Source organism: Lysinibacillus sp. K60 (genome assembly GCF_019731275.1).
Lineage (GTDB): Bacteria > Bacillota > Bacilli > Bacillales_A > Planococcaceae > Lysinibacillus > Lysinibacillus capsici.
In genome coordinates this window covers 86582-100681 of the sequence record NZ_JAASJR010000014.1, presented here as the reverse complement: position 1 = coordinate 100681, position 14100 = coordinate 86582, and the positions used below count along the sequence as shown (strand labels likewise).

Below are 14100 nucleotides of genomic sequence, written 5' to 3'. Positions count from 1 at the left end.
GAATCTTGTTTTTTTCAATTATAAACAAAAATGCCCTATAAGATGACCTTTTTCAAGTGTCTATCTTATAGGGTACACTTTAGAATGAATGTGTCTTTTTTCATCTAGCGGAATATGGGAAAATATTTCTACTCATTTCAGTCTAATTACCGATAGCATATTAACGGATTATCCTTTATGGTTAATAGGTCGTAAAAGACACTATCAGGAATATCCTGCAAATATTGAAATGATAGGTGGAAAACAATGAATTATCAAGTTTTATTATATTACCATTACACGAAGATTGAAGACCCAGCGGTGTTTTCAGAAACGCACTTAGCAATGTGTAAAGAAATCGGTTTAAAAGGTCGTATTTTAGTAGCCAATGAGGGTATTAACGGGACTGTTTCGGGGACGATTGAGCAAACAGAGCAATACATGGCAAACATGCAAGCAGACCCATTATTTGAAGGCATTGTCTTTAAAATGGATGCGGCAGAAGGACATGCATTCAAAAAAATGCACGTTCGCCCACGTCCTGAGTTAGTCAACTTAGGCTTAGAAGAAGACGTCAACCCACATGAATTAACAGGTCGCTACCTGTCACCAGAACAATTCCTTGCTGAAATGCAAGATGAAAATACAGTAGTATTAGATGTGCGTAACACGTATGAATACGATGTCGGCCATTTTCGTGGTGCGATTCGACCAGAGGTGAAAAATTTCCGTGATACACCAGAATGGGTCCGTGCAAACCGTGAGCTATTCGAAGGGAAAAATGTTTTAACCTATTGCACGGGTGGTATTCGTTGTGAGAAGTTTTCAGGTTGGATGAAACGTGAAGGCTTTGGCAATGTTGGTCAATTACATGGTGGCGTGGCAACATATGGAAAAGATCCTGTTGCAAAAGGTCAATTATGGGATGGGCAAATGTACGTTTTCGATGAGCGTTTAACAGTGCCAATCAATCAAGTAGAGCATGTGATTGTCGGTCGTGATCACTATGACGGTGAACCTTGTGAACGTTACATTAACTGTGCAAATCCTGAATGTAACAAGCAAATTATCGCATCAGAAGAAAATGAAGCAAAGCATTTAGGTGGCTGTACCATTGAATGTACAAAGCATGCGCGCAACCGCTACATCGTGCGCCACAATTTAACAGAAGAGCAAGTAGCGCAAGCAATTGAGGCGTTAATTTAAATATACAAAATATCTTTCATAACCTACTTTATAGAGGTTCTTAAAACACTCAATGTAAGTGTTCAAACTATCCATTTCAGCATTGGACTAGTCTGCTCGCTTCCATAGGGTGTTTTTTCTTTTGTAAGAAGAGTAAATGACTCAATCATAAGTTCTGAAACTGTTTAAAGTAAATGTTCAAAGGGTATTCAACAAAATGTAACAGGATTTAAATAGTGCAAGCAAACAAAGTGTTTGTCACTAAATATTCAAAATAGGAGATGATAGTTGATGGGAAACCCACATCTAACCGATCCACGTAAAAAATTTCATACTGAAAAATTCCCAAATCAAGAACAGAACACGCCAGCGCTACAGCATGGAATGATCCCCAAACCTGACTGCGGAGAAGAATCATATAAAGGATACAATCGTCTAGAAGGGCGTAATGCGTTAATTACAGGAGGCGATTCTGGGATTGGCCGTGCTGCCGCTATTGCCTATGCACGTGAAGGGGCCAATGTAGCCATCCAATTCTTCCCTGGTGAAGAGGAAGATGCCAACGTCGTTAAAGAATTAATCGAAAAAGCAGGAAGAAAAGCATTGCTGCTACCGTATGACTTACGAGAAGATAACGCAGCGACAGAGATTGTTACAAAAACCGTGGAAGCCTTTGGTGGATTGGACATTCTTGTATTAAATGCTGCGCAACAGATCGCACAGCCCTCCCTAAGTGACTTAACAATTAAACAAGTGCAAGATACTTTCAAAGTAAACATCATCAGCATGTTCGAGACCGTAAAAGCGGCTGAAGAACATTTGGAACCAGGAAGTGCAATTATCACCACCACATCGGTCCAATCTTTCGATCCATCCTCATCTTTAATGGATTATGCTGCGACAAAAGGTGCAATAAGCAACTTTATGGTATCCCTGTCCTCCTATTTTGCTTCGAAAGGGGTGCGTGTCAATGGTGTTGCACCAGGACCAATTTGGACGCCATTGCAGTTGGATAATGGAAAATTGGAAGGAGAGATTCCTGAGTTTGGCCAAAATACGCCCCTTGGCCGTGCGGGACAGCCAGTAGAGCTTGCACCAGTGTATGTTCTGCTTGCCTCCGATGAAGGAAGTTATATCACGGGTCAGATTTATGGAGTGACAGGTGGTAAGCCGATAGACTTGTAAACTTAATAAAACCTCTCTCGACATCAGTGATCTGAGTATGGTAGATTAACAGCTTAAGATTGATAATGAAAACGAACTAAATGATATACCCCCTACAGTTAGTAGTTTGTCTCTAACTTTAGGGGGCATCTGCTTTTCAATCACCAATTGGAATCATCGTTTATAAGTAGGAGCGCTTAGCAGGCCATGAACCTTGTAGTTTACGAAGTTGAACAATTTGTCCTGTATGGTAAGCGTCGTGCAAAAGGATATTTAGATATTGTTGCCAAACTGGAAGAGCGGGACTAGGTTGATCTAATGCCTCTTCTTGAAGGGATGCTAATGAAGATTTTAAGGCATCATGTACGTGAAGTGTTCGTTTCACTGTTTCTTGCCAAGCATCTTCATCATGGGCTTCTCCTTGGACAAACGTTTCATCATTATTTTGTGGAGCAACAAATGTCTCATCTTTATGTAAGCGAGAAAGTAAGCGCTCTTTAAAGATTAATAAATGGTTTACATTTTCCCAAATCGTATTAGCAGCATTACCTTCTGGTTGCCAACTAGCTTGCGCAGCAGTGAGATTCTTTAATGCGTCTGATAACGGTGGGTACCATTCCTCTTCGTAAAACACCTGATTGACTCCATTTTGCAAGAGCTCTTTTTTACTCATTTGGATAACCTCCTTGTTGTAACGCTCAAAACATTCCTTACTATTAATTTATCAAATTTTCCGAAAATAGTACATGGTAATAGAATTTTGTTGTTCTTCACTCGACATTGCCATTTCATCTAACTAAAAATAAAATTGTAAAGTTAGCTTGACATACATAGTGATGTAAAGTAAACTTTACTTAACATTAAATGTATAGTTTGCTTTACATTTATAAAGGAGGCATTATGAAAAACAGAATTCGAGAATTACGAAAATTGAAGAAGATTACGCAGGAAGAATTGTCGAAACAAGTTGGCGTTTCACGGCAATCAATCATTGCTATTGAATCTGGAAAATTCAATCCATCCTTAGAACTTGCCTACAACATTTCCAAAGCGTTCAATAGCACAATTGAAGAGGTGTTTATATTTGAAGAGGAGGAGAATGAATGATGGAGATTAATATCTGGGGTATGATTGGTTTGTATGGGGGAGTGATTGGTGGACTCCTTGGATGGTGGCTAGGACGAAAGAAAGCTAGAAAAAACAGTGGTTTAGACGAGCTGTACTATCATATTTGGCAAAAGGCCAGATCCTATTCTTGGTATGTGACATTAGGAGCGCTGTATGTTTTCTTTACGTTACTCAATTTTGGAATAGAATTAAGCACTGCTATGGTTTTAGGTATCCTTTTATTAACACACGTAGCGAGTTGGGGAATCATTGGGATTATTTTGACCATCAATATGTCCAGTGCAGCCCCGTTACAGCCCTCGCGTGTGAAGGTGGGCCTATTCGTCTTCATGACGTCCATTATTATATTCACGATCATCTCGATCCTGACAACAAACTGGCTGTTTTTATTATTTAGTATTCCTCCTAATTTAATTGCACTTTTTACGGCACTTACGCCAAAGCGAAAAGATTCCGAGGTAACCTACTAAACTTCATATAATATCGTACCGTTTTTTCCCCTATAGATATGGTGGTCTATAGGGGTGTTTTTTTAAATATGACATTAAAAGCATCTAAATGGAAAAATGGTTTTGACTAACATTGTTAAAATAAGTAAAATGATAGTTGTTACAAAATTTGGGAGGTGTTTACTTGCATACAAACTATGTTCTATATAATATTGTTCCTTTCGGATTTTTAGTGTTGTTGGTCTATATTTTTATAGATGTATTTCTTGATTACTTTAGAAAAGAAATCAAGCGTAATCAAAGACGCGTTACTTTATATAGCTTTCTCTTCTATTTACTATGTTTACTTCAAATTAAAGTAGGGGGAATAACACTTTTACCTCTAAATCCAGCAGACAAAAGTAGGAGTTTTATTACAGCTAATGATTGGTTTGGAATTTTTGATGGTATCCACTTCAATATGTATTTGTGGAGCTATTCAGCTATAGTTTATAATTTTTTATTATTACTTCCTTTAGGGATATTTTTATTCGTTCTTTTCCATTTTAAAAATAGAAATAAAGCCATTTTTATAGTGATATTGTGTTGTTTAGGAATAGAGCTTTTACGTCTACTATTAGGGTCGTTTAGTTTAGTTCCTAGGAACATTGGTTCTCTAGATGGTATCTACTTATTATGTAATATGCTTGGTGGAATAGTTGGTATATTAATAGTGAAAATATTTACGCAAATACAAGTGAAGCGAAAAGATAAAGTTTATAATGGTAGTTTTAATTGAATAATAGTTTTCGGCAATGGGGCGCGTTTATTAATCAACGTGTCTTTTTCTTTTAAAGGGCAATATTGTTGAATAATACAGTTATTTGAAACCTTTCCTACAATTTACCGTTAAGTATTGTTAAACAGCATTACAAAATAGAAAGAGGGATTCGTTATGATTGGTTGGCTTAATATTGGCAGTCTCTTACTAGGACTAATCGCTTGGATACTTCCAGTTATTTATCTCATGGGAAATAAAAAACATGAACATTCTAATTGGGGCATCCTTTCCGTTCTCAGCATCAGTGCCTCTGCTATTTCAATTAGTTTTCAGATGTTCTATAATTATCATTTAGTAAAAATTGAGGATTGGACGGCACTCATGGACACGACGCGTGCAGTCGTGATAGCCACAGCAGTTCTTCTCATTTTTACATTTATATTAAATGGACTTACTTTTATTGTATACCGACAGAACAAAAAGTAGGATAGTAGATTCCAGTGTTTTAAGTGGGAGCATATTTCGCTAATAAGTAATGTTCTCTTCATTTAAAGAACAATGGGTTTATTGTTATCTTTGTAGAATCTAATTATTATAATAAATTGCGGTGAAATTCAATTATATAAAGGGAGTGTATAGGTGGACCTACTACTTTTGATAACTATTGGTTTCATAATAATTGGATTTGTTGTGCTCGCCTCTATGAAAAAAGATATGGAAAGTAAGGTCGCTTTTATAAAATTGAATATGGAAGAAGAGGAAAATTCATCAAAAGCTAAATCTGTAGTTTGGTGGATATGGAGTACCACTGCTTGGGGGATCGTAAGTCTGTTTCTTGTTGTTTGGTGTTTTCATCATTACTTTGGGTAACTTTTAGCTTCAAATGTGCTTAAAAACAGGTACTGCGCATTTCTAAAAAGGAATGCGTGATATTTTGTGGCAAAATAAATTAAAAGCAAAGGGTGGGCATTTTGCAGATAATCGAGACGGAACGATTATATCTTAGAGCGTTAAAAATGGACGATCATCATGAATTATCAAAAGTGCTTTCCGACCCAGAGTCTATGCAATATTATCCTCATCCCTTTAATCAAGAAGAGGTTAAAAATTGGATCAGATGGAATGAGAAAAATTATAGGCAATATAATCACGGACTATGGGCAGTTATTTTAAAAGATGGGCATAAATTTATCGGTGATTGTGGAATAACCATGCAGAACATTGACGGTGTATGGTTACCTGAAATCGGGTTTCACATTATTAAAGCGTATTGGAATAAAGGGTATGCCACAGAAGCGGCGTGTGCCTGTAAGGAATATGCATGGAATGTTCTGGGCTATTCCGAAATATTTTCATACACGACCTTAAAAAATATCCCATCCCAAAAAGTTGCGGAAAAAATCGGGATGGAAAATTATAAGATTTTTGAGAAGAATGGTGAACAACAAATCGTTCAAGTTGCCTACAAAAGTATATGAATATTGAGTAACTCATTTTTTATTCCAGAAAAGGGCGCGTTTATATATAGGAACGTGTCTTTTTCTTTTAAAGAGTTGAATAGCATTCTTTTTGGGAATTTAATATTTATGCGAAAATTTGTCAAAGGGGGATGGAATGAAGGAGCATATAAAAGGTTTAGTACCTTGCATTTATTTGATGTTGTCGTTCTTTGTACTATCTGGCTGCAATGCTCAAAAAAGTGGTAATACTTATTATTTATTATTGATGGGTGAAAGTGAAAGCTGGAATCTAACAGGATATGAAATTGTTATAACACCAGAAGACTTTAAAGCAGGATTTGGAACCTTAAAAATGAAAAACGTCAATACGTATATGACAGATTTCTTCCACTTTGAAACGCATGTGGTTATCGAGAGTGATGATTCGGTAGTTCATACTGGTTCAGTTACTGGTGAGACGAATATAGCAGAATATACAACTGGTGCTATTGCAGGGCCGTATATCAATAAAAATGGTGACTTTGTTACACTTGAAGATATAAATGAGATTTATATGGTGGTTGAATGGTGGGATATTAGCAAGAACGAAAGTATAAAAGAAAGAATAGATTTATTTAACCAATCAAAAAAAGAACAGTCCTTCTTGAACGAACTATAGTTATAGTTGAATAACGATCTTCTCGGACGCTTTTCTGAAATAATAGGAAAGCGTCTTTCTTCATGAAAAGGGCCATTATCAGTAAGCCCATCTAATACATAGGTACTGTTGCATCATCTATAAGTGCATTGCATACTACTGCAATCTTGATAAAAAGGCTACTCTAAAATATTTCCAGGAGATTGAACAATTTTTTAGAAAACGAGCGTCTAAGAAGTAGGATTGAAATGAGGTGAGTTGTTGTTGGAACAAATCGTAGAACAATATGGTGAATATTTGTATCATCTTAGCTATTTATATATGAAGGATTTTCAGCTTGCAGAGGAGATTACACAGGACGTACTCATGAAGTACTTATTACGTAAAGACGATTTTAGAAAAGATGCTTCATTGAAAACGTATTTAACCCGTATCGCTATTAATTGCTGTCACGATGAACTACGTAAACAAAAGAGAAAATCATTTATTTCAAAACTTTTACCACTAGGCAGAACTGAACCCTCAGTTGAGCAAACATATATAGCAACTGAGGATTTTGCAACCTTAAAGCAAATTGTCTTTGCATTACCACTTCATTATAGGGAAGTCATTGTACTGTTTTATTATGAAGAATTTGATGTTTCTGAAATTGCTAGTTTATTAAACGTCTCACAAAACACCGTTCGTACAAGGATTCGTCGAGCGAGAGAATTGTTGAAAACAAATCCGGAACTGGAGGCAATATTTTATGAAGGAATTTAAAGACAAGCTAAAAGAAGAATTGCGACAAGATGCCCCATTTACAAACGACATCAAGCACCGTATATTGCAAAAGAAACCCATAAAAAGAAAGTTCAACTGGCAGGTTGTCACCGTATCTATTGCAGCCTGTTTCATTATTGGGTTAATGCTATTCGTTGAGTTTTCTCAAAAGAATAACCTACAAACCGCAAGTCAGCAAACTGAGCTATTACCGATTATCGATGATGTTTCCTCTTTAGACATCATTGAGCCGCAATATGCCCATCTACTTGGGAAACAATGGATGCTGCATTTTTTGCCAATGATTATCGATAAGGAAGCCCCCATTACGTATGGAGATTATATTGCCTTTTATGGAACGGATGGGCTTGTCGTTTCAACTGTATTAGGATTAGGTAATGATCATGTAACAATGAAGCAAGGGCAAATTTTAGTAGATGATACCCCATTAAAAGTTCATGGATTAAATGAGCAAATAAAAAAAGAGGATATCAATGACCCATTGAAAAATCCTTACTTTTTTCATAATTTTGGAACTAGACCAGCGCCATTCAATGACAAATCGATTTCTGCGAAAGAAAAAGAAATGGTTGTTTATGACAGTGACGAGGGCCATACGATTATGAAAATTAGTGAGGGACAATTAGTAGGTAAGGTCGTAGGCTTCCAAAATTTTGAGCTAACATTTGAATTGACTGAACAGGAGCAGCAAGTTTTTAATGCCTTTAAAGAGGATTATAATATTGAAAAGTTAAAAAATATGCCACCCCAAGCGATTACTAAAATGTTTTTAATGAGTGATATGGAAAAAGATTATGAAACATATGAAGCATTGTTCACAACAAATAGGAACGATGAAACAGAAAGTGTTCAAAGATATTATGAGAAAACGAAAATCGTACGTCAAAAGTTGTTTACAAAGGAAATAAATCGCCTTATTATCGCAAATCTCTTCGTGGGGTTAGAACATGCAGAGTTTGAGCAGCAAACAGATACAACAGGGGTTATAAAATTTATTTCACTTGAAGGACCAATAGAGCTAAGTATGGAAAAAAATGCCCAAGGAATTTGGCAGCCAGCCTTTAGTAGAGGAATTTATTAGCTTTTTAGAAAGAACATCAATTTACGCATGAAGGCAAAAACCTTCCTAAAGCCTTATTGGATAATTTTCATCAGTATCCTTATCTAACAATCGGACGCGTTTATTTCGAAACGCGTCTTCTTTTAATAGGTCATGTAGATTGAATAAAGAGTAGAATAGTTTAACGATATATGTGGATTTTTATGGTAAAATATTTAGTGAAATGTATTTTTTGGGAGAATAGTGAGTTTTAAGAAAAGGAGTGTTCAAAGTTGAAAAAAGTGTTCTCAGGAATTTTTCTTGCATTGATTTTAATCATGACTTCATCACCTACATATGCAGCCGATTTTCAAATAAAAGTTGACGGTGTTACCATTGCATCCGATGTAAACCCCGAAGTTAAAAATAATCGGACAATGGTTCCTTTACGTGTAATTAGCGAAAATTTAGGGGCAAATGTTACTTGGACGGATGCTCAAATTACCCTTACTAAAAACGATATGCAGGTCATACTAAAGCTTAATCGTAATCAAGTGGTGAAAAACGGTAAAACAGAACTGCTTGATGTAGAGCCATACATGAAAAATAATCGTACTTTTGTTCCGATGCGTTTTATTGCCGAAACATTTGGCAGCAATGTCACTTACAATAACGGTACAGTAACAGTTGAGACACAGCCTCTCTTTATTAATGGTATAAAAGTAAAAGCTTTGCAATACGAATATCATATGACATTAGGCGGAGTCATACAGCAAATTAATGGGAATGGTTATAACGAAGCTATTTATAATACTTTTATAAAAAATAATGGAAGTAAAGTCGAAGCACCTACTTATAATCCTTGGGATACTCATCCCATTCCAGTAGGGGACTATGATAAAAATGCGCAATTTGATTTTTTAGACCAAGACTCGAACAGTATCAAGCGGTTTGATATTTATTTTTCAACAGGGAACTTAGGCGGAGTATTGGTGCATGATACTACGGCAAATCATTGGTATGCATACAGTGATACCGCAAGACTAGGCATACTTCAATTAATTGATAATGCCTCGATGAACGGCTTTGTGACGGTTATGAGTAATACAGTTCCATAAGGTGGATGATAGTATTTTACTATTGTTTTAACGGAGTGCTTTACTCTTAATAAGGAGTAGAGCCTTTTTCTACTTTAACAAAATTGCAACTTTGTTTGTACCATTACGCAGGTTTATATTTTCATGTTGTCAGAAGAAATGAGGTAATTTATTTGGATGAATGGAAGAAAGTTGTACTTAGTTTACTCGAAATCATTGTAATTCTATCGATTGGTTTCCTTTTTACAACTTATATTTTAAGGCCTATATACGAGAATTTTGGAATTCAATTTACAGGTGACGTATGGGTAAACTGGTTTGGATTATCGTATATTTTATTCGTCTTATACTCGTTGATTGTCGGTATTTTTATTTTTCAGGAAAGTAATATCTTTAAACAGCGACGTACATCCGTACTCTTTTGGCTCATTTTTATTGGTTCAATTTATGTAGTTTTTATCCCTTTTATAAAAGGTGAAAATCCATTCTAAGACTTCTATATAGTTCATTATTTCAACAATTCCAAAATCTATTATCGACACAAAGTAGGATAAAAATCAAAAACTGCATCCATTTAGATGCAGTTTTATTTTTTTCTAATCAATATTTCACCAAGTGGGATTCCTACCACCACAACCAAAACCGTTAAAATTAACAGCGCTCTAAAAATAAAATATGCAGCTTCATCAAACATCGTATCCCTCCTTTTTTTACAATACCTACCCCATATTTAGAAAAAATTATTGTTGTGTTTTAATAATATAGTTTACGCAAGGTACGTATGCAGTTTTTTAAAAATTTTTGGTCTTCAGACATTTCTTTAGTAAGGTCATTTTAATCCTTTAGAAAATGGAAGAATAAAATTTTGTAATGCTATACAAGATCTTCAATCGTTATTTGCTAAAGAATGAGCTAAAGGTTAATAATCCTTTACCCGAGATAATAAATAGTAAACGATACATAAGTAAATTTAATGGAGGTTATGATGATGAGGGTAGCGAAGAAGATAGCCAAGATAGCAGGAATCCTTCTAGTTATACTGACTTTGTTTATGGGGATTGGATACGCTATTCTTGTGATTAATCCATTAGGAAATAAACCAGGCAAGCCAGTTGCGGATATTGAAGACAAGGTGGAGATTTGGGGAGAAGAAGTGGCAGGTAATCATTCGGGAAGTAAGCTAGATGATATGAATATTAAGGGCAATCCTAACAGACTTTTGGCGACATTCAAATTTTCCACTGGCATCGTGGGAGAAGACTATAAAGACAATGAAGTGGCCATTGATACCTTTACCTATATCCATGAAATTGAAGGGGGTTATGAAAAATCAACCTATGAAGATGAGCCCTATCTGATTCCTTATACGGTCGCGAACAGTGACAGTGCCGTCATTATTATGCCAGGTGGTGGTTATGGCTTTAAGGAAATGGATGGAGGAACAGCGGAAGGAAAGGAAATAGCTGCATCATTAAATAAAGCAGGTATTAATGCATTTGTTCTTCACTATCGTTCCAATCCCTATGAGTGGCCTATTCCACAGCTAGATGTTCAACGTGCTGTCCGTTATCTACGTTACCATGCCAATGATTATGGTCTCCATCCAGATCGAATTGGTTTGATAGGTTTTAGTGCTGGAGGTTATCAAACGGGTAGCTTTATTAACCTCATTCAAGGTGGAAATCTGTTTCCTGCTAGTTATCAGCCTGATGCCATTGATGCTGTTGATGATCAAGTAGCATCCGCTGCAATGATTTACCCTGCATTGACGTATCGCTATAATGTGCCCATGCTCTTTGCTTCTTTTAATGATGAAGATGTCAGAAATCCAGAAAAGCGGGAAGAGCTCTTGCAGCAGACAGATTTATCTACGCATTTCAGGACAGCTCATATACCTCAGTTTATAGCTTATGGGACAAAGGATTTAGCAATCGGGGTAAAAGGTCCACAGGAATATATCCAATCTGCACGAAACGCAGACGCGGATTTGACTGTGATAGTAGCAGAGGGTCAGAATCATGGCTTTAAGCAGGAATACTATATGCGAGCGTATCTTGAATGGGTAAAGAAAATTTTTGATTCTTTATAATTTGCTTTAAAAGTGGTCAAAGATTTTAGTAAGTGCTATTTTATATGGTTTAAAGTAAAATAGTAGTAAGGTATTCACCATCAACTCAACTAATCTGATTAGTTGAGTTTTATGTTTTTATAGAAAAAGCTACTAAAATATTGTAAAGAAGATGTGATGATTAATGGGGAAAATTGCGATATTAGCAGAGAAACCATCTCAAGCAAGAGCATATGCAGACGCTTTTAAAGTGAAGCAAAAAGAGAAAACCTTTATTGAACTGGAACCTTGTTCTACTTTTCCTCATGGTGCAGTTATTACCTGGGCGGTTGGTCATCTTGTTGAATTAAAGGAGCCGAAAGAATATCACAAGGAATGGGAGAAGTGGTCGCTTGCTTCATTACCGATCATTCCGCAAAAATTTGAAGATAAAGTGGTCTCTAAAATGTATCCACAATTCAATGCAGTCAAAAAAATCTTTAGTGATCCCCAAGTAACAACGATTTATAACTGCTGTGATAGTGAACGTGAGGGTTCAAATATTTTCTACTCCCTTTTGAAAATGACAAAAGTAAATAAGCCAGTTAAACGATTATGGATTAACTCATTAGAAGTGGAGGAAATCCGAAAAGGTTTTAATCATATGCAAGGTAATGAGCGTGATTTGCTGATGTACCAAGAAGCCAAAACGCGTCAAATTAGCGATTGGTTAGTAGGTATGAACTGTAGTCGCCTCTATACGCTACTGTTGCAGAAAAAGGGCTTTAAGGGCAGTATCTCCATCGGACGAGTACAATCGCCAACCGTCTATTTAATTTATAAAAGACAGCAGGAAATTGAACAGTTCAAGCCTGAAAAATTTTATGAAATCGAAGGAGTATTTAAAGCTCAACATGGTGTGTATAAAGGGAAGGCGAAGCTAAAGACAAAAGAGCGGGCTGAGGCAGTGCAGTTATTGCAACAGCATGGGATTGAACCGTATGATACAGGTCTCATTACAAGTGTCATGAACAAAACGAAGCGGATTGCACCACCTAAACTACATGCGCTATCAACATTACAAGCGGCTGCCAATAAACGTTGGAAATACAGTCCATCGCATGTGTTGAAACTTACGCAATCACTTTATGAGAAAAAGCTCGTTTCTTACCCACGTACCGATTCACAGCTCATTACACATAATGAGTTTCTCTATTTAAATGAATCATTAGGAAACTATCAGCAGCTTGTGGGAAAAGCATTTCAGCCGATCAATCGAGGGAAGAACAAGCGCTATGTCGACAGTGCCAATGTTGGGGAGCACTATGCAATTATTCCAACGAAAAAAATACCGACGGCCAAAGCGTTGCAATCCATGAATGCTGATGAACGAAATATTTATTTTGAAATCCTCAATACGACACTCGCTATGTTTCATCAGGATTATGAATACGATGAAAAAACGATTATCACGAATGTCAAAAATGTAGAGTTTAAAACAGTAGGGAAAACAGAGCTTGTCAAAGGCTGGAAAGAATTATTTTCAAATGAGACAGAGGTACAGGCGCGTGAGGAGTCTTTACCTGTTGTCTTCCAAGATGAGCTGGTACAAAGTAAGATTGCTATTTTAGAAGGCACGACAACACCTCCGAAGCCCTATACAGAAGGCCAACTCATTACGATGATGAAAACCTGTGGTAAATCGGTTGAGGATGAAGAGGAAATCGAGGTGCTGAAATCGATTGAAGGGATTGGAACGGAGGCAACTCGGAGTGGCATTATCGAGACGATTAAGAAGCATGGATTTATTGAAGTACGAAAAAATATCGTGAGCATTACACCGAAAGGACAGCTTTTATGTCAGGCAATTGAAGGGACATTACTGTCAAGCCCTTCCATGACGGCTAAATGGGAAATTTACTTACATAAAATTGGTAAGGGGGAAGGCTCTGCCAAGCATTTTATTGAAAGCATAGGCAGGTTTATTCATCAATTAATAGCAGAGGTGCCTAAACAGTTAGAGTCTCTGACAATTGAAGCAGAGCAGTTTAAACCAGCCGTGGTAAAAGATATTGCCATCTGTCCAGCATGCAAGGAAGGGAAAATAGGCTTGCGTAAAAGCTTTTACAGTTGTTCGAATTATAAAAATGGTTGTAAGCAAACGTTCCCACAAAGGCTATTAGGAAAAAAACTAACGGAAAAAAACATTCATGACTTATGTAAGAGTGGCAAAACTGCTTTGATGAAAGGCTTTAAATCAAAGAATGGCAAACCATTTAATGCAGCCCTACGTTTGGTAGAAGGAAAAATTGAATTTGAGTTTAATGAAAAGTAAATGCTGCTATTTTCAAAGGACTTCCAACTTGGAAGCT

At 36.5% G+C, this 14100-nt stretch carries 16 protein-coding genes; 15 read left to right on the top strand and 1 reads right to left on the bottom strand.

The genetic code is table 11. The features are described from left to right. Positions 1 to 246: 246 nt before the first annotated feature. The gene (gene trhO / locus HCH28_RS22215) at positions 247 to 1185 is read left to right on the top strand and encodes an oxygen-dependent tRNA uridine(34) hydroxylase TrhO (protein WP_221683130.1); all 939 of its coding nucleotides are present in this window, start codon (positions 247 to 249) and stop codon (positions 1183 to 1185) included. 270 nt (positions 1186 to 1455) lie between these two features. Beyond that, positions 1456 to 2349, top strand: coding sequence for an SDR family oxidoreductase (locus HCH28_RS22210; RefSeq protein WP_221683129.1), 894 nt, complete (start codon positions 1456 to 1458; stop codon positions 2347 to 2349). Between the two features lie 160 nt (positions 2350 to 2509). On the opposite strand, the gene HCH28_RS22205 is transcribed toward HCH28_RS22210, so the two are convergent. Further along, complete coding sequence (locus tag HCH28_RS22205) at positions 2510 to 3001, bottom strand: DinB family protein (protein ID WP_202341906.1); 492 nt, start codon at positions 2999 to 3001, stop codon at positions 2510 to 2512. A 227-nt stretch (positions 3002 to 3228) separates the two neighbouring features. Between HCH28_RS22205 and HCH28_RS22200 the strand changes: the two genes are divergently transcribed. The 13 genes from HCH28_RS22200 (at position 3229) to HCH28_RS22145 (ending at position 14063) form a co-directional block, all read left to right on the top strand. Beyond that, the gene (locus HCH28_RS22200; RefSeq protein ID WP_004228831.1) at positions 3229 to 3435 is read left to right on the top strand and encodes a helix-turn-helix transcriptional regulator; all 207 of its coding nucleotides are present in this window, start codon (positions 3229 to 3231) and stop codon (positions 3433 to 3435) included. Then, positions 3432 to 3926 carry a hypothetical protein gene (locus tag HCH28_RS22195; RefSeq protein WP_255601725.1) on the top strand — a complete coding sequence of 165 codons (495 nt, stop codon included), beginning with the start codon at positions 3432 to 3434 and terminating at the stop codon, positions 3924 to 3926. Before HCH28_RS22200 ends, HCH28_RS22195 begins: the two co-directional genes overlap by 4 nt. 163 nt (positions 3927 to 4089) lie before the next feature. Next, positions 4090 to 4683, top strand: coding sequence for a VanZ family protein (locus HCH28_RS22190; RefSeq protein WP_221683128.1), 594 nt, complete (start codon positions 4090 to 4092; stop codon positions 4681 to 4683). A 156-nt stretch (positions 4684 to 4839) separates the two neighbouring features. Next, positions 4840 to 5151, top strand: a complete 312-nt coding sequence (locus HCH28_RS22185; protein WP_221683127.1) for a hypothetical protein — start codon at positions 4840 to 4842, stop codon at positions 5149 to 5151. Between the two features lie 153 nt (positions 5152 to 5304). Beyond that, positions 5305 to 5535 (top strand): hypothetical protein, encoded by a 231-nt coding sequence (locus HCH28_RS25225; RefSeq protein WP_274772861.1) that lies wholly within the window; start codon positions 5305 to 5307, stop codon positions 5533 to 5535. A 101-nt stretch (positions 5536 to 5636) separates the two neighbouring features. Further along, positions 5637 to 6143: a GNAT family N-acetyltransferase gene (locus tag HCH28_RS22180; RefSeq protein WP_202341909.1), complete on the top strand. Its 507-nt coding sequence runs from the start codon at positions 5637 to 5639 to the stop codon at positions 6141 to 6143. Positions 6144 to 6279: 136 nt separating this feature from the next. Further along, complete coding sequence (locus tag HCH28_RS22175) at positions 6280 to 6783, top strand: hypothetical protein (protein ID WP_221683126.1); 504 nt, start codon at positions 6280 to 6282, stop codon at positions 6781 to 6783. Positions 6784 to 7026: 243 nt separating this feature from the next. After that, positions 7027 to 7524 carry an RNA polymerase sigma factor gene (locus HCH28_RS22170; protein ID WP_221683125.1) on the top strand — a complete coding sequence of 166 codons (498 nt, stop codon included), beginning with the start codon at positions 7027 to 7029 and terminating at the stop codon, positions 7522 to 7524. Beyond that, positions 7511 to 8626 (top strand): hypothetical protein, encoded by a 1116-nt coding sequence (locus HCH28_RS22165; protein WP_221683124.1) that lies wholly within the window; start codon positions 7511 to 7513, stop codon positions 8624 to 8626. The genes HCH28_RS22170 and HCH28_RS22165 overlap by 14 nt, the downstream gene beginning before the upstream one ends. Before the next feature lie 251 nt (positions 8627 to 8877). Continuing rightward, positions 8878 to 9702, top strand: a complete 825-nt coding sequence (locus HCH28_RS22160; RefSeq protein ID WP_221683123.1) for a copper amine oxidase N-terminal domain-containing protein — start codon at positions 8878 to 8880, stop codon at positions 9700 to 9702. Positions 9703 to 9854: 152 nt separating this feature from the next. Next, a complete protein-coding gene (locus HCH28_RS22155) occupies positions 9855 to 10172 on the top strand; it encodes a hypothetical protein (RefSeq protein ID WP_221683122.1) in 318 nt (105 codons plus the stop codon). Between the two features lie 497 nt (positions 10173 to 10669). Beyond that, a complete protein-coding gene (locus HCH28_RS22150; RefSeq protein ID WP_221683121.1) occupies positions 10670 to 11770 on the top strand; it encodes an alpha/beta hydrolase in 1101 nt (366 codons plus the stop codon). A 163-nt stretch (positions 11771 to 11933) separates the two neighbouring features. Further along, positions 11934 to 14063, top strand: a complete 2130-nt coding sequence (locus HCH28_RS22145) for a type IA DNA topoisomerase (protein ID WP_221683120.1) — start codon at positions 11934 to 11936, stop codon at positions 14061 to 14063. The last annotated feature ends 37 nt before the right edge of the window (positions 14064 to 14100 follow it).

Excerpts from the sequence above, each read along its gene's own strand:
- trhO (WP_221683130.1), top strand. The coding sequence starts at position 247 with ATGAATTATCAAGTTTTATTATATTACCATTACACGAAGATTGAAGAC.
- HCH28_RS22210 (WP_221683129.1), top strand. The coding sequence starts at position 1,456 with ATGGGAAACCCACATCTAACCGATCCACGTAAAAAATTTCATACTGAA.
- HCH28_RS22205 (WP_202341906.1), bottom strand. The coding sequence starts at position 3,001 with ATGAGTAAAAAAGAGCTCTTGCAAAATGGAGTCAATCAGGTGTTTTAC.
- HCH28_RS22200 (WP_004228831.1), top strand. The coding sequence starts at position 3,229 with ATGAAAAACAGAATTCGAGAATTACGAAAATTGAAGAAGATTACGCAG.
- HCH28_RS22195 (WP_255601725.1), top strand. The coding sequence starts at position 3,432 with ATGATGGAGATTAATATCTGGGGTATGATTGGTTTGTATGGGGGAGTG.
- HCH28_RS22185 (WP_221683127.1), top strand. The coding sequence starts at position 4,840 with ATGATTGGTTGGCTTAATATTGGCAGTCTCTTACTAGGACTAATCGCT.
- HCH28_RS22175 (WP_221683126.1), top strand. The coding sequence starts at position 6,280 with ATGAAGGAGCATATAAAAGGTTTAGTACCTTGCATTTATTTGATGTTG.
- HCH28_RS22165 (WP_221683124.1), top strand. The coding sequence starts at position 7,511 with ATGAAGGAATTTAAAGACAAGCTAAAAGAAGAATTGCGACAAGATGCC.
- HCH28_RS22150 (WP_221683121.1), top strand. The coding sequence starts at position 10,670 with ATGAGGGTAGCGAAGAAGATAGCCAAGATAGCAGGAATCCTTCTAGTT.
- HCH28_RS22145 (WP_221683120.1), top strand. The coding sequence starts at position 11,934 with ATGGGGAAAATTGCGATATTAGCAGAGAAACCATCTCAAGCAAGAGCA.